We start from the raw sequence: 13,290 nt of genomic DNA, 5'->3' as shown, positions 1-13,290 counted from the left end.
CATCATCCTCTAATTAATGACGGCAAAGACGCCAATATTCTTCGATCCAGTTTTCGGGTTCTGGACCATATTTACCTATCAATTCCTCGGCCAACTCGGCATTTTGCGGCTCACCGGAAAGGATGCTGATAATGTTGTTCTTCTCGATTTCATCCCGTTCAGGCGTATTACTACCGTTGATATTCAGGTTGAATGTAGCGAGCGCTGACTGTGACCCTTGCTTAACCAAAAACTGGCGCGAGTGCTCAGGGATTTTGGACATTACTTCAAACTCCGCATCGGTCAGGAAGGAGTAGTCCTTACGGCTGGCATCAGGATCGCGCAGGCAGATTTTTGATGGCGTTTGCGACATCACCGTTTTACCAATGCTGCTTGCGAGCGCGTCATTTGGCTCTTGCGTGGAAAACAAATAAATCGCATCTTTCTTACGGTCTGTTTTAATGCCACGCTTTATTTCCAGCTTTAAAACAGGATCGTCAAGATAAGCATGAAATTCATCGAAACACTGAATAACACGGCGCTTTCCGTCAATTGAATTACGAATACGATAAAGCAAGTACATTAACAATGGCGTTCTGGCCGGGCTGGGAATCTCACCTTCCGCAGCAATAAACTCCGTCAGGTCGAAGCCGAAAATATCATGAGCATCGAGATCTAACGCATCTTCACCATTATCAAAAAGCCAGCCGTATTGGCCGTCATTCGTCCAGTCATTAATCAGGTCTTTGAGATATGGGTGCGTGATGTACCCTTTCAGTCGGGTAATATCTCTGGCCTCAACAGGGATTAAAGAGTGTTCGCCCATGACAGCATCCACAGCCTTATTGAGTTCCATCCCCATATCTTTATCTAATGGGCCGTTATTTGTAATTTCAGCACAGACACGCATAATATTTTTAGTGGTCGCAATATTACGCGGTGTGCCTTTCTGTTTGAGCGGTGAGAAGTTAGTTTTTACGCCCTGCTGTAAAACTTTATAGTAGCCGCCGACACTGCGAATAAACGGCTCCATTCCCCGGTCACGGTCATAGCAGAACATACGCGGATTAAACTTCATGCACTGGCATAACAGGAAATCCAGCAGCGTAGTTTTACCTTCACCAGACGTACCTGTAAGCAACATATGCCCCAGCGGGCGCTTTCCGATTGAGCGTTCTTCCAGTGGGGTGACGTGGAAGTTAAAATACAGCGGTGTACCGTTCGCGGTGCGGAACATCGTCACAGCCGGACCCCACGGATTATTGTCCGGTTTGCCGCGCATAAAATTATGGTACGGGGAGAAATGGAAGAAATTCCATGAGTTAATCGGCGTCGGGCGTGGCGCCCATTTCTGATTACCCGGAATCTTCGCAAAGTAAGCCGCTTCAGAGGCCAGCCCTACGCCGCCCCCCACGAAGCCACACTGACTTAGCATGACTTTAGCTTTACGGGCCTTGCGCTGCACTGCTCGCTGATCGGTATCGAAAACGTGAATAGTGGCATGGTGATAGCCCATCACAATTTCTTTAGAAAGCAGCATATCCAGCGCTGTATTCAACTGTTCAAGCTGGGACTGGCTTCTGTCGCCAGTTTCCATCATGGACTTCTCCTGGCGCTCCAGAAGCGTTTTAGCTGAAGCCTCGGATATGCAAGAAAATGTTTGAGTCAGCAGATATTCAAAATCAGCTTCTTTCAGCAAATTAAACTGACCCGGTTCCGTGTTTTTTTCGTAATCACGGATTTCGATAGCTGTAGTATAAAAATTGCTGTCCAGCGTTCTGACCTGAACAATATCCCCCCATACAGAACTGACAACACGGTTTTCCATGATGTAAGAACCGATACGGTCACGGCAAACAGGAACAATGGACCATTCCAGATTTACCAGAAAATAAAGAAACTCCAGCGCTTTAGAATAAGCGTGAGCAGTCGGCGGGACGGTATCAGCGACGTTGAGCATTACCGGTTCGTCGAAAATATCTGCTTCGTCTACTTCAAGCAGCGACTGTTTTTCTTCAGCGTCAGTTAGCGCTATTTCCTCACCGTTTTTATCCCGGTAATAAATACCCAGGCGCTTGATGCCATAGCCCTTCATCCCCTCCATGATCTGCTCACAGACTTCTTCCATTCCGGTGAAGGCTTCAGCCTGCATTTGAGCCAGCTCGTCAGCTGACGGTCGCTCAAACTTAGCCAGGAACTTCTGCGTCTTATCGCCTATCTGGCGATAAAGCACCGTCAGGTACAGGTCATTAACCATCTGGTTAGACCCCGTTTGCAGGCGGCGGTTGTATTCATCCAGGTAGCGTGGGAAGAATTGAGTAAACTCAGAGTCAGGATACTCTTTAGACTGGTGATGATACTCGTGTGACCAGACCTCTACGTGGTCAGTCCCGAAGGATTTAATCAACGTATTAAGATCATCGTTCCATGTAATCAGCTCACGGTCAGAGGCACAGTCATGTGTCCGGCCATCGACTTTAAAGAATGCAAGCAGATCGCCATTACGCATCGAGATAATATAATCATCAAGGTGCTGGCTATGCTGCAAATACTTTTCATTAACGCTCGGCTCGTCTCTGAACGTTTTAGGTTTAAGCAATGCCACCATTTATTTCAGCTCCTTTTTCTTGTAATCCACAGGGGAATAACTTGAACCACTCCATTGTTTAAATGGCGTGTCGTGTGCATTACGAAACTTAGTCTGTAGCCATAATGAAAGGATGCGAAACATACGGTCGTCGTATTTAGTTAGCGCTGCTGCAATTGACCACAGAACCGCAAATACAAGGAGTGACCATAAATGTAACGTCATAAACAGCGTGGCCGAGATCATGAAGATAACCAGCGCCACAGTACGCGGAACGCCAGCAAGCCGGGGGACGCGTGTTGCACCTTTAAATAATGGCCGTTGTCCATTTTCAAACATAAAACCTCACTTAATGGGGGATGTACTCCCCCCATTAATCAGCTGCCGATACCAGTCAGGGATACCAGATATGATGCGGAGCCAATGCCAACCATTGCGATTGCGAGACGGAACATAAAACCAGCGGAAATAAGATGGAACAGCCAAACGAGGAACGACACGATCACGCCGATAGTACAGGCGATAGGAATCCAGGTATCCAGCCATGACTTGATGTTGTTACCTGTACTGGCCCCGGTGTCTGCCCCGCCAGCTGCGAGGGCCAGTTCTGGCGCTGCGATACATAACAGCGCAACCAGCAGCGCAAACCCGTTATTTTTGAAAAAAGTAACCATATATACCTCTACCTTTCCTTTGTTGATTTCAATATCAATCGGCACTCGCCGACATTGCACTTATCCAGAAGAAACTCCGTCAGGAGTCTCAGGTCTGCCCATGTGCGAAGTTCGTGATCTTTATTCAACCGAATGGAGCAACGAACCTCACCCAAATTTTCATCCTTTACGTCAAATATGGGATACCACTGCTTTAGTGAAATCCTTTCAATTACAACCTCCTGTATTTTTCCGGCTTCGCATAAATCAATTATTTGAGACTGCAAAAGGAGATAGATTTTTGTCATTCATAACCTCACTCCCTTTTTGCTCTGCTTTGGTCAGAAACGCGTCAGTGTTATCCTGCGAAAACACATCACCACCACTATCACTTTCACCCGTAAACGCATCGTGCTCACCCTCAAAGGTTGCGCCCTTCGCACTCACAGGCTGGCTCTCCGCTTCCTCGTTCTGCCCATCAGGTAGCAACGTAGGGATCTTTAAATCAGACTGTTTAGCCACGTTAATTACTTTCGTGACATACCCGTTTGAAATCCCCCGCACTTGCGACCCGGTGTTGTAGCAGGACAGCGCGTGTCTTAATGCTATCTGGCCGGGCGGGTTGGATTTCAGGGCCGTACTATAACAGTCTTTTAAAATGGTCTGACTGGCGCGGAGATTGATGCAGGGTTTAAATACCTGCTCAACCGTGATACCTAACGAACTCAAATTGTTAGAATTAATCATCGCAAGCCCCATATCGATGCTTTCATCTTTCTTGAGGTTTTTGATTAGCCGGTTGGCAACTTCTACCGCTTCAGCTTCGGTTTGCGGTTGGCGTTTCAGGTTTGCGCCACGGTTAACGTTAATAAAATACGGGTTGTTCCCGGATTCATGGCCGACGATATAGGCCATTGTCAGCGGTGAAACGTCTGGTGCGCATCGGGCAGCAAGGCTGGCGATCGTATCCGAGGCAGAAGCCGCGTGAGCGCCCCCCTGAAAAGAAAGGCCGGAGATACATACCGCTATCAAGCACCATGATTTTTTCATTTTTGTATGTCCGTGTAATTGTAATTTTGACGACTTTTATTTATCATAAGGGCCAATAGAATCGTGTCAAGAGAAAAAGACGTTAAAGGGAAGAAACCTATGCTTGTTCCTTTGCAGTCGGAGAAGCGACCAAAAGGGACGCCTGTATACCGTGACCCGGAGAATCCATTTAACACCTGGAGCGGGTACGGAAAGCGCCCTGTCTGGTTACAGGAACGATTGAGTGATGGGTATCTTCTGGATGAAATGAAGCTGCCTGGTGCAGTGGTGGATCGGGATACCAAATCCCCTCGATACCGTGACCCGGCTAACCCGGCTAATACGTGGACTGGCGTTGGCCGTCGTCCTAAATGGTTAGTTGAGCTGCTGGAAAAAGGTGTGGATTTGGACGATCTGAAGATTCGAGAAAGGGAGTGAACGATGGGCAATGTAATTGAGTTTAAGAGGCTGAAAGGCGAAAGAAACCAAAAAGACAAAATGCCTAAAAGGGGGGTACTGCTGTGGTTCAAAAAGACTGCCCTATCCCTCAAAAACAACCTCTTTACCTACTCTAAGTCATGTTGCTGTATTTGTTTGTTTTTTGTAAGCGCTGCGTTAAGAAAGCTATTGAAGTTGATCGCCACACTATCAATCGTGCTGTTTCTTGTCGAGTGGTTTATGGGCCGTTTGGGAGCGCCAGAGTTTTATAACCTGTTGTTCCTAATGGGATTGCTGTTGGTTATCAATGTGATTTCAACAAGCTGTATCAAATGGATAAGAGGGAACGTATGAGTAAGCTAAGAACCGTTGCAAAAATATTATTGATGTACTGCATCTTCAGTAGCGCCAGCGCCTTTGCGGAGGGAAATACTAAGGGTGATCCGTGTCTCGCGTTCACCTGTATGGCCGGAAAGTTACAAGGTAACGAGGCAACATCAGGGCCTGACTGTGTAATGGGCCGCCAGAGCTTCTTTGAGATACGAATTTACACCCCCTACTACAACCCCGGCGCGACAGCTGCTGCTCGTAAAGTATTTCTAAGCACCTGTCCTATGACCACTATTTCAGAAAACAAAAACACACTGGAGCTGATTATTCAGCGATACGGACGTTCATTTCAGGAGTAACACATGAAGAAACTAATCCCAGCTATCATTGCCGCCGCCCTGCTCTCCGGGTGCGCCACTCAGAACGACGCGGTAGCACTCTCAAATCGAATCAGCGATCAGCAGAAGCAAATCAACGCGCTTTCCGTTCGCCTCCAGTCTGCCGAGCATCGCTTGAGTCAGCAGGAGTCAGCTTTTCGCTCAGAACAAACGCAGAACAGCAGCTACTGCTACCTGAACGGCGTCAAATACTCTCAGGGATCGGTGTTCGCTGGCCGTATCTGTGATGGCAGTTCCGGCAGTGTAGCCTGGCGTCTTTACTCCCACCGCTAATAAGCAAGGCTTCCGGGCTTGCCCCGGAAGCGCTTCCTCCAGACATGGATATTGAGCTGCACAATCCATGTTTATCACAATAATCATATTGTTAAAGAGCATAAAAAAGTCGCCATGAAGGCGACTTAAATGAGCTTGAATCGTGCATATTTTATTTTTGTAAGTGCCCTGGTGCTGTATTCAGGGTGAATATTTGCACTATATAGGCACTATCTGAAACCACTTTAATCTATCTGACAGCCACATACACTGCTTGCACCTGTAACTGTGTGGAAACGGATGTAATGACCGAACCCTATTTAAAAAATCGCCGACGCTTCACCTCGTCCCTTGATAATCAACTTGTCCCATTGTTTGACGCGCTAGCGGCCAAAACGCGGATACCTAAAAGCCGCCTGCTCGATGAAGCTATAGAGGATTTGCTGGTCAAACACGGCGTTCCTGGTAAAAAGGTCGATAGCCAGAATTAACTTTTGCTCACCCGCGTAACCGTCCGTTCCGATACGCCAGCGAGTCTGGCCGTCTCGCTGATAGATTTCCCCTGGTGCCGCAAAGAACGGATCAGGTCATGCTTATTCTGGTCGGGCATCCGGCCACGATAAACCCCCTTCTGTTTGGCTTTCTTTACGCCTTCCTGCTGGCGACGGCGGCGATCTGTATAGTCTTTTCGGGCGATGGCCGCGAGCATATCAAGCATCATGCTATTGATGGCCGTCAGCATACTCCGTGTAAATTCATCGCTACCGTGGGGCATTAACGCCGCGTAGCTGGTTGGCAGGTCCAGACTGATAATCGCCAGGTTCTTTTCCTGCATCATTCGCTTCAGCTGCTGCCAGCCTTCATCATCCAGGCGTGAAAGGCGGTCTACCTGCTCAATCAGGATAAGATCGCCCTTCTCAGCATCACTTAGCAGGCGCATAAGCTCAGGGCGTTGCAGGGACGCGCCAGACGCATTCTCAACGTACCATCCGGCTACCCGGTGATTATGCTCAAGCGCAAAGGCTTTAAGCCTCTGCTGGGCGCGTGACGCATCCTGATCGTGCGCAGAAGCCCGGAGGTATCCAAATATGTACATGACCGCCTCTTATGTCATTAGGGTTATGTCACTATAACCTATGTCATTAGAGTTATGCCATTAAGGCGCGAGGGGAAGGATTCAGAGGGTGACAGAAGGGTATACTCATAAGACATAGCTGATAGTTGCTATCTACCAGCTATGCGTGACAGTCACGATATAAAATCAGAGGTAGTTTTGGATCTTGAACTGACGGATAAATTCACGCGATTTGAAATACTTTCCACGCGGTAGCTTTTCACCAACCGAGCGTTTATCTGCCCATGCTTCAAATGCTGGACATGCGCCTTTTAAAACTGATGGTAGATAAATCCGTGTTGCAACATTTCTCATTACTGTACGCAGAGACAAAGTAGCATCCTCAGTATTGAAGCTATCATCAATACTGATAACTCTTTCTGACACGTCCTCGATTTTGATTTTTGAGGTATCGATGGTCATTCCGTCTTTGACCTTCCCCACAACACAAATATTTCTATTCTGCTGGCGTTCTGTCATAGCTTCCTCCTGTTGAAATTAACACTACCGTACAGTCAATAATGCACAAAGTAAATAATAGTCATTCTTTTTTTTACTGGTAATTACTAAATCACCGTGCTAGTGTTTTCTCAGCGTTACATTACTACGGAAAATTGCAATGGCAGAGGAAAGCAAACAGCTAACCAAACGGCAACAAAAAGCCATTGATACAGCGGCGTTAATCCGGCAGGAGCCGCCGCAGGGTGAAGATATGGCATTCACCCACTCCATTCTGTGCCAGGTCGGTTTGCCCCGTTCTAAGGTGGCAGGGCGTGAGTTTATGCGCCGTTCTGGTGATGCCTGGCTCGTCGTACAGGCAGGCTGGATTGATGAAGGCAGTGGCCCGGTAGAGCAGCCTTTACCCTATGGCGCTATGCCGCGACTCACGTTCGCCTGGATTTCATCGTATGCACTGCGCAACAAAACGCGGGAAATCGCCATCGGCCACAGCGCTAATGAGTTTCTTCACCTTATGGGGATGGACTCACAGGGAACCCGTCATAAAACGCTGCGTACACAAATGCAGGCGCTGGCCGCGTGTCGTTTGCAGCTGGGCTTTAAGGGCCGGACCTATAACGGCCAGCCTGTCGAACAGTTTGACGCCTGGATCAAAGATGGTGACGCGAAGCAGCTCACGCTATGGCCGGGAACACTCACCCTGTCCGAAGGCTATTATAACGGCCTGATAGACAGCGCCGTTCCGCTCGACAACAGAGCGTTACATGTGCTGAAAGGTTCCGCGCTGGCGCTCGATATATACGCGTGGCTTGCTCACCGTCTCCACCGCATCGAGGGCCGCCCGGTCATGCTGTACTGGATGAAGCTGCGGGAGCAGTTCGCCCAGGAGTACAGCGGGAAGAATGCCGACAAGGATTTTAAACGAGCATTCATGCCAGCGCTGAAACAGGTGCTTTCAGTGTATCCGGCGGCAAAGGTCGAACAGGTTAAGGGTGGCCTGCTGCTGTATTGTTCCCCTCCCCCAATTCCATATAAACAGTCTTGAACTCACACATTCACCCCGGTTGATACCGGGGTTTTTTATCCACATATCCCGACCTACCCCGTCCTCAGCTGAATAACCACAACATACCCACAGACGGGATTTGCAATCTATCCACAAAAACACTTTTCTGTTAATAACCCTGTTTATTCAGCAAGTTATCCACGTTAAATTACCCCCCCTCAACTGCGTTAAATTACCCCCCCTGGCTACGTTAAATCGCCCCCCTCAACTACGTTAAATCACCCCCCCTAGCCCACGTTAGATTCCCCCCCCCCTAAACCTGTAAGGTGATCCTTTATGTTTTTCCTTTAATTTCTACCTGTACATATATCCTGTAATTAACAAAGCCTATCTGTGAGTAAGGCGCGTCCGGTGTACGACTTAGCAACAGTGGAAATTACGCTTCCTCGACCTGACAGACTCGCCGCGCTGCGGCTCCCTAATCAGGTCTTGCGGCGAGCGTTGCGGACTCTCTTTTAAATGCGATAACTTTCGCTATAATCCAGAGCTATCAGCATTTCCTTCGCTGATTCACCCGGAGGCCAGTTGCTGCCGCGACGGCCTCCCCCTCTCCTTCTCATTAGTTCAATAGAGTAAAATCATTATTTACTAACATTGACCGTTAGCGGTGGCCGCTATATCATGGGCTTAATCGTTATCAATCAGGAATGACTATGGCCCGCAAACAGACCCGCAGCATGACGCAGGAAGAATGGGATCGCCTCTTACCCGCAATGCAGACGTTTACCCACTTATCGACCGAAATCGGTCATTCAGTGTTGGTTAAAGGGGAAAGCAATAAAGACGTGGCCGAACGTGTCGGACGGACCAAACAGAACGTGGGTTCCACGGTGAAGCGCATTTGGGATCTGTACCAGTCGTTAGCCGTCGATATTGAGGGCGAAAAGCTACGCAAGGTTGATGTGTGGATACCTGAAAAATTAGCCCTGAAGGTGCTGAAGGAAGCAGAGAAGTACGCCATCAATCAGAGCAAAGTTGAATAATCCGAATAAGAAATAATAGTAAATATGTAATTTACTTAGATTGACTATAACCCTTCAAATTGCGATAATTATTTCTCCGGGAAGCTCACAGCTTCCCATTATCAGGAGGATAAATTATGGCTTCACGCGGTGTTAACAAAGTAATTCTCGTTGGCAATTTAGGCCAGGACCCCGAAATGCGCTATATGCCTAATGGCGGTGCGGTCGCTAATCTGCGCCTTGCCACATCCGAATCATGGCGAGATAAAGCCACTGGCGAGCAGAAAGAAGTCACGGAATGGCATACGGTGGTTATCTTCGGCAAGCTGGCCGAGATTGCAGGCGAATACCTCCGCAAAGGTTCGCAGGTATACATTGAAGGCCAGCTGCGTACCCGCAAATGGCAGGATAAGGACCATTCGCGCCGATCACACTTCCCTTCCCTAACCATGCGATTCACGCGCTGTAATGAAAATAAAGCCCCGTCAGGGGCTTTTCTTATGAGGGTTGAAGTTCGGCCTTCTCGCAATGCTCCCCGCCGCAGAACACGACCAGACCTGGCTTACCCCACAGATTCACATGACACACAGGGCAGGTGTATTTTGCGCGGTTGGACTTGTTTACCGGGGTTTCTGGCGGCGGTGAAACAAACTTCATTGCCTCGATGATTTCATCATCCAGTTCGCCGGGTTCGTCGGTGTAGTCGTCCTGCGGGTATTCACCATCATCATCTTCATCATCGATGTAACCTTTTCCGCTGGGTGACTGCGGCGCTCCGGGCTTCGGCTGGTACGGAGGAAAGCGGTCCATCCAGGACAGCTGAAAATTGCGCGTTAACAGTTCATCACACGCCCGGTCAAAAGCGCCGCCGGTGATGATGTAGTGCGTCATGCTTTGGCCTACTTTTCGCCCTCCGGGTTGCCCGGTATCCGATGGCATTAACCCTACCCGCTCCATTAGCGCGGCCCATTCTTTGTTGTGATAGCCACGTCTCCCGGCCTTGCCAAAATGAAACTGCCACTGGTGAACCATTTCATGCACCAGGGTAGATAACGTCGCCTTGATGGTGCGTATGGAGAAATACACCGGATTCATGGCTATTTCATCGACCATTTCCCCGTTCTCACGGCCCGCGAAGCGCTGAAACGAGCAATAGCCGTAAGTACGCTTTTCACGTTGCAGGGTGATCAGGCATGGCGGCAGCTCGTTATTAAAAAGCCGTTCATCAAAAAAATCGTAAGCGTGCTGGAGTTCTTCGTAAGTTTCGGGTGTTGGCAATGTCATGTGGCCTTCCTTCTGTATTGCGCAATACAGAAAATATACTGCTGACAGAGAGTAAAGTCTAACAAAATTTGTATTTACTAATATTGACTTTGTGGGCGAAAAGAACGATACTAATTTCATCGGGAGGCAATACCGCCACCGATAACACAGCCCAAAGCGGCAACCTCGGAGTAAACATCATGGCTAATACCGTCACCGCAAAAATCTATGGCCCCGCTCAGAAAATGCGTTTCCTTCCTTACGCGTTCGCGGAATTTTATCTTCAGGCAGAAAACTACGTTTGCAGCTTTATGAAAAAATACGCAGTTGGCTATGATGGCGGCTGCTGGGAGTACATCACCTATGAAAACGGTGCGTGTGCGTTCATCGCGCCGGATGGCTACCAGCTCACGCTTCCTAACTATTTTGATGAACCTGTTAGCGCGAAAGAAGCCGGGATTATCGTTGCGCTGTATGCCTACAGCCACTTTTGCTGCGTGGCGTTTGAGCGTGGCTGGCAGCGCGTGAATGAGACGATGGCCGAACGCTATCACACGCTGCGGGACTTTACCGAAACGCTCCCGCCGGAGTCACAGAGCCGTATTTTTCGGGCAATAGATTAACCAGGAGCGGCGGGCATTTGCCCGCCTTACTCGTTCAGGAAGAAATGCTGATGGTTACGACAGATGAAGTCTGGTTTCGGTATCACGACTATTCGGGCCAGCCAAAGGCGGTCCGGGTGGCATCCGTGCGGTTCTGGCCGGACATTCAGGAAACGATATTCCCCCCTTTCCAGGTGCCGGAAGGCAAGCGCCGCGTTGTGCGCTGCCGCTGCGGGAGTAATGACTGGAATGAGGATGGCCGCTGGCTGGGTGAATACTGCTGCGCCAGCTGCGGGCAATACATACAGGTATTTGAGAAAAAGGACTGACATATGGCTTTCGACTTCAAAAAAGAGGATGCGGCCAAGTATGGCCGCGAGGTTTACCGGGCGTTTCGTAGTAAGGGCAATCACCGCTGGGATACGTGCGTTTTCGTGAATGAATCCGGGGCTTACTCTGCCGTGTTCCGGCACTCGTTCCGCAAAAAGATTATCGAGGATGGCAAAGAGATCCGGCGCAATGTCATTGATGATGAAATCGTGGTGGCTGCGCCGGACGCGGGCAGTTTTACCAGGGCAAAATTCCCACAACTGGCCGACGCAAAAGAGCTGAAGCAATCCGGCTTTTTCGCCCGCTTACGGTTTCTTACTGAAGCAGCTGCTTACCGTGAAGCGTGGCCGGGGCATGATGGCGGCGTGGTACTGATATGGGAAGGGAAAGCCTATGGCTGGAAAAATTGCCTGCGTGATGCCGGGTGTGAGCGCCCTGGCGCGATAGCGATCGACACTGACGGCCATGTTTTTATTGCTGAAGGTGGAAACGAGTATGATGGTGCAAAATGCTGGGTTGCGATGATTGACAGGGAGAATGAAAAGAATGGTTAGTTTGTTTTATGCCGCAAGGGGATTATGGCGCATTGTTGCAAACTTTATTCGTGAAGCCGTCCGTAGTTCGCTACTTGCCGTTATGCACATGGTTAGTGTCCATATCCCCGTACTCATTTTTTTAGCTGTGTTCGTGTTGGCATTCAGTGGTTTTGGGCTTCTGGTGATCAAAGTATTAGCTATCGTGTTGCACCCTGTAACGCAGGGGCCAATAGTGGGAAGTATTGCAAACGTGCTAGATGCTCTGAATCAGGCTCTTTCGCCAATGGTATATTTTAAAATTGCCGTACCTGTCTTTTTTGTGGTGGTCCTTGCATCACTGTTTGGCTCGGTTAGAGTCAACTGGAAAAAGATAGTGACCAGATGGCAGAGGCTGGTTGAAATCGGGAAAGATAAGCGTTGATTTGTTAAAGGGCGGGGAGTGGTCCCCCCACCCTTACTTACGTTTCCGATCAGTCAAAAAACTGTCGAATCAGTTCCAGAACAGCTATCACAGCGTTAGACACCGCAACTACCGCCCGCAGAACGACGATTAACACGTTAATCATCCGTTTGCTCCATACAGAGCCGGAACGTCGCTGATTGCCCTTACATTGCCTGTCACAGCGACTACCCAACGTCAATTGTTTGGTCGTTCCCGCTCCAGCCTGGGCATTGAAACAGCACCACCTGTTTTTCAACCAGGACTTTAATCCGTTCATGCCGCATAAGCGGGGAGCTGGAGCGAGGACGTCAACAGATTGACCCGCGCAGTATACCCTATTCCGCGCCGTTTGCATTTACGCTACCCATGACGTAATATTTCGTTGTCAATTGTTTGGTCGTTCCCGCCTCAGTCTGGGGCAAAACATTAAAGCCCGATCTCACCAGTCGGGTTTTTTTGTGCCTGTCGTTTACCTTTCCACGCTGGGCGTCGCCCTCCGGGCCGCTACGTTGTGCTGCGCATCGAGCCAGCCTTGCTGTCTCGCCCCTTCGGGCTTCCATCGCTGACGCATCAAAAATACTGAATGCCTGTTTTTCCTGCCTGCTGTCGCTAACTCACTGAAATAACGTAAAACCCAAAATGGGCGCCCGCCAGCTGCAGCTGCTTCTCAGCTGCTGCCGGCTGCGGGTGTCGTTCAGCAAATTTGATCGTATCGGCCCACGTCACCAGCGGCGCTGTAAGCCCGTTTACAGCCCATCCGGGCGCGTCAGCTGCGCTGACCCACCACGGACCCGGAAATCACGCCCTGAGCGTCGCAGAGCGCCGCCCAGCCCGCTCACCGGGACAGGGC

General features: G+C 49.5%; 19 protein-coding genes and 1 pseudogene. 12 read left to right on the top strand and 8 right to left on the bottom strand.

Annotated features, from left to right (window positions below; translation table 11 throughout):
• Positions 1-13: 13 nt before the first annotated feature.
• The 4 genes from NBA72_RS23050 to NBA72_RS23035 all read right to left on the bottom strand — a co-directional run bounded on the left by NBA72_RS23050 (position 14) and on the right by NBA72_RS23035 (position 4,269).
• A complete protein-coding gene (locus NBA72_RS23050) occupies positions 14-2,587 on the bottom strand; it encodes a VirB4 family type IV secretion/conjugal transfer ATPase (protein ID WP_032493176.1) in 2,574 nt (857 codons plus the stop codon).
• Entirely contained in the window at positions 2,588-2,905 is a 318-nt protein-coding gene (locus NBA72_RS23045; protein WP_000462629.1) for a type IV secretion system protein VirB3, read from the bottom strand.
• A gap of 38 nt (positions 2,906-2,943) precedes the next feature.
• Positions 2,944-3,240, bottom strand: a complete 297-nt coding sequence (locus NBA72_RS23040; RefSeq protein WP_015060075.1) for a TrbC/VirB2 family protein — start codon at positions 3,238-3,240, stop codon at positions 2,944-2,946.
• A gap of 246 nt (positions 3,241-3,486) precedes the next feature.
• Positions 3,487-4,269, bottom strand: a complete 783-nt coding sequence (locus NBA72_RS23035) for a lytic transglycosylase domain-containing protein (protein WP_001642193.1) — start codon at positions 4,267-4,269, stop codon at positions 3,487-3,489.
• 99 nt (positions 4,270-4,368) lie between these two features.
• Here NBA72_RS23035 and NBA72_RS23030 point away from each other — a divergent pair, with 99 nt between their 5' ends.
• The 5 genes from NBA72_RS23030 (at position 4,369) to NBA72_RS23010 (ending at position 6,157) form a co-directional block, all read left to right on the top strand.
• Positions 4,369-4,686, top strand: coding sequence for an H-NS family nucleoid-associated regulatory protein (locus NBA72_RS23030; RefSeq protein ID WP_000960955.1), 318 nt, complete (start codon positions 4,369-4,371; stop codon positions 4,684-4,686).
• Positions 4,687-4,689: 3 nt separating this feature from the next.
• Positions 4,690-5,040 carry a hypothetical protein gene (locus NBA72_RS23025; RefSeq protein ID WP_000528713.1) on the top strand — a complete coding sequence of 117 codons (351 nt, stop codon included), beginning with the start codon at positions 4,690-4,692 and terminating at the stop codon, positions 5,038-5,040.
• The gene (locus tag NBA72_RS23020; RefSeq protein ID WP_000040982.1) at positions 5,037-5,375 is read left to right on the top strand and encodes a hypothetical protein; all 339 of its coding nucleotides are present in this window, start codon (positions 5,037-5,039) and stop codon (positions 5,373-5,375) included. Before NBA72_RS23025 ends, NBA72_RS23020 begins: the two co-directional genes overlap by 4 nt.
• Positions 5,376-5,378: 3 nt before the next feature.
• The gene (locus NBA72_RS23015; RefSeq protein ID WP_000733764.1) at positions 5,379-5,687 is read left to right on the top strand and encodes a hypothetical protein; all 309 of its coding nucleotides are present in this window, start codon (positions 5,379-5,381) and stop codon (positions 5,685-5,687) included.
• A 284-nt stretch (positions 5,688-5,971) separates the two neighbouring features.
• Positions 5,972-6,157, top strand: a complete 186-nt coding sequence (locus NBA72_RS23010; RefSeq protein ID WP_000138818.1) for a ribbon-helix-helix domain-containing protein — start codon at positions 5,972-5,974, stop codon at positions 6,155-6,157.
• Here NBA72_RS23010 and NBA72_RS23005 read toward each other — a convergent pair.
• Together NBA72_RS23005 and NBA72_RS23000 are read right to left on the bottom strand one after the other, a co-directional pair.
• On the bottom strand, positions 6,154-6,762 hold the full coding sequence (locus tag NBA72_RS23005) for a recombinase family protein (protein WP_000275218.1): 609 nt from the start codon (positions 6,760-6,762) through the stop codon (positions 6,154-6,156). The two genes, NBA72_RS23010 and NBA72_RS23005, sit on opposite strands and share 4 nt — an antisense overlap.
• Positions 6,763-6,927: 165 nt before the next feature.
• Positions 6,928-7,260, bottom strand: coding sequence for a hypothetical protein (locus NBA72_RS23000; RefSeq protein WP_000140165.1), 333 nt, complete (start codon positions 7,258-7,260; stop codon positions 6,928-6,930).
• Positions 7,261-7,399: 139 nt separating this feature from the next.
• On the opposite strand from NBA72_RS23000, the gene NBA72_RS22995 reads away from it, so the two are divergent.
• The 3 genes and pseudogenes from NBA72_RS22995 to ssb form a co-directional block, all read left to right on the top strand.
• Positions 7,400-8,284: a replication protein RepA gene (locus tag NBA72_RS22995; protein WP_000807122.1), complete on the top strand. Its 885-nt coding sequence runs from the start codon at positions 7,400-7,402 to the stop codon at positions 8,282-8,284.
• A gap of 674 nt (positions 8,285-8,958) precedes the next feature.
• Positions 8,959-9,288, top strand: coding sequence for a TrfB-related DNA-binding protein (locus tag NBA72_RS22990; RefSeq protein WP_000101624.1), 330 nt, complete (start codon positions 8,959-8,961; stop codon positions 9,286-9,288).
• Positions 9,289-9,404: 116 nt separating this feature from the next.
• Positions 9,405-9,695, top strand: a pseudogene (gene ssb / locus NBA72_RS22985) (single-stranded DNA-binding protein); the annotation flags it as partial.
• A 70-nt stretch (positions 9,696-9,765) separates the two neighbouring features.
• On the opposite strand, the gene NBA72_RS22980 reads toward ssb, so the two are convergent.
• The gene (locus NBA72_RS22980; protein WP_000174710.1) at positions 9,766-10,551 is read right to left on the bottom strand and encodes a SprT family zinc-dependent metalloprotease; all 786 of its coding nucleotides are present in this window, start codon (positions 10,549-10,551) and stop codon (positions 9,766-9,768) included.
• Between the two features lie 179 nt (positions 10,552-10,730).
• On the opposite strand from NBA72_RS22980, the gene NBA72_RS22975 reads away from it, so the two are divergent.
• The 4 genes from NBA72_RS22975 to NBA72_RS22960 are packed head-to-tail and all read left to right on the top strand — an operon-like array spanning position 10,731 to position 12,419.
• Positions 10,731-11,153, top strand: a complete 423-nt coding sequence (locus NBA72_RS22975; RefSeq protein ID WP_001642212.1) for an antirestriction protein — start codon at positions 10,731-10,733, stop codon at positions 11,151-11,153.
• Positions 11,154-11,203: 50 nt separating this feature from the next.
• Positions 11,204-11,461 (top strand): hypothetical protein, encoded by a 258-nt coding sequence (locus tag NBA72_RS22970; RefSeq protein ID WP_225935018.1) that lies wholly within the window; start codon positions 11,204-11,206, stop codon positions 11,459-11,461.
• A gap of 3 nt (positions 11,462-11,464) precedes the next feature.
• Positions 11,465-12,016: a hypothetical protein gene (locus NBA72_RS22965; RefSeq protein ID WP_000863238.1), complete on the top strand. Its 552-nt coding sequence runs from the start codon at positions 11,465-11,467 to the stop codon at positions 12,014-12,016.
• Positions 12,009-12,419, top strand: a complete 411-nt coding sequence (locus NBA72_RS22960) for a hypothetical protein (RefSeq protein WP_000254015.1) — start codon at positions 12,009-12,011, stop codon at positions 12,417-12,419. The genes NBA72_RS22965 and NBA72_RS22960 overlap by 8 nt, the downstream gene beginning before the upstream one ends.
• 49 nt (positions 12,420-12,468) lie before the next feature.
• Here the strand turns inward: NBA72_RS22960 and dqlB are convergent, their stop codons facing one another.
• Positions 12,469-12,564 (bottom strand): DinQ-like type I toxin DqlB, encoded by a 96-nt coding sequence (dqlB, locus tag NBA72_RS22955; protein ID WP_274611345.1) that lies wholly within the window; start codon positions 12,562-12,564, stop codon positions 12,469-12,471.
• Between the last annotated feature and the right edge of the window lie 726 nt (positions 12,565-13,290).

Source organism: Salmonella sp. NW1250 (genome assembly GCF_051812965.1).
GTDB lineage: Bacteria > Pseudomonadota > Gammaproteobacteria > Enterobacterales > Enterobacteriaceae > Salmonella > Salmonella enterica.
Note: the sequence above shows the minus strand (reverse complement) of the source record. Positions and strands in the feature narration are given on the sequence as shown.

Bases quoted from the DNA above. Each gene is read 5' to 3' on its own strand.
- NBA72_RS23050 (WP_032493176.1), bottom strand. From the start codon at position 2,587: ATGGTGGCATTGCTTAAACCTAAAACGTTCAGAGACGAGCCGAGCGTT.
- NBA72_RS23045 (WP_000462629.1), bottom strand. From the start codon at position 2,905: ATGTTTGAAAATGGACAACGGCCATTATTTAAAGGTGCAACACGCGTC.
- NBA72_RS23040 (WP_015060075.1), bottom strand. From the start codon at position 3,240: ATGGTTACTTTTTTCAAAAATAACGGGTTTGCGCTGCTGGTTGCGCTG.
- NBA72_RS23035 (WP_001642193.1), bottom strand. From the start codon at position 4,269: ATGAAAAAATCATGGTGCTTGATAGCGGTATGTATCTCCGGCCTTTCT.
- NBA72_RS23030 (WP_000960955.1), top strand. From the start codon at position 4,369: ATGCTTGTTCCTTTGCAGTCGGAGAAGCGACCAAAAGGGACGCCTGTA.
- NBA72_RS23025 (WP_000528713.1), top strand. From the start codon at position 4,690: ATGGGCAATGTAATTGAGTTTAAGAGGCTGAAAGGCGAAAGAAACCAA.
- NBA72_RS23020 (WP_000040982.1), top strand. From the start codon at position 5,037: ATGAGTAAGCTAAGAACCGTTGCAAAAATATTATTGATGTACTGCATC.
- NBA72_RS23015 (WP_000733764.1), top strand. From the start codon at position 5,379: ATGAAGAAACTAATCCCAGCTATCATTGCCGCCGCCCTGCTCTCCGGG.
- NBA72_RS23010 (WP_000138818.1), top strand. From the start codon at position 5,972: ATGACCGAACCCTATTTAAAAAATCGCCGACGCTTCACCTCGTCCCTT.
- NBA72_RS23005 (WP_000275218.1), bottom strand. From the start codon at position 6,762: ATGTACATATTTGGATACCTCCGGGCTTCTGCGCACGATCAGGATGCG.
- NBA72_RS23000 (WP_000140165.1), bottom strand. From the start codon at position 7,260: ATGACAGAACGCCAGCAGAATAGAAATATTTGTGTTGTGGGGAAGGTC.
- NBA72_RS22995 (WP_000807122.1), top strand. From the start codon at position 7,400: ATGGCAGAGGAAAGCAAACAGCTAACCAAACGGCAACAAAAAGCCATT.
- NBA72_RS22990 (WP_000101624.1), top strand. From the start codon at position 8,959: ATGGCCCGCAAACAGACCCGCAGCATGACGCAGGAAGAATGGGATCGC.
- NBA72_RS22980 (WP_000174710.1), bottom strand. From the start codon at position 10,551: ATGACATTGCCAACACCCGAAACTTACGAAGAACTCCAGCACGCTTAC.
- NBA72_RS22975 (WP_001642212.1), top strand. From the start codon at position 10,731: ATGGCTAATACCGTCACCGCAAAAATCTATGGCCCCGCTCAGAAAATG.
- NBA72_RS22970 (WP_225935018.1), top strand. From the start codon at position 11,204: ATGGTTACGACAGATGAAGTCTGGTTTCGGTATCACGACTATTCGGGC.
- NBA72_RS22965 (WP_000863238.1), top strand. From the start codon at position 11,465: ATGGCTTTCGACTTCAAAAAAGAGGATGCGGCCAAGTATGGCCGCGAG.
- NBA72_RS22960 (WP_000254015.1), top strand. From the start codon at position 12,009: ATGGTTAGTTTGTTTTATGCCGCAAGGGGATTATGGCGCATTGTTGCA.
- dqlB (WP_274611345.1), bottom strand. From the start codon at position 12,564: ATGATTAACGTGTTAATCGTCGTTCTGCGGGCGGTAGTTGCGGTGTCT.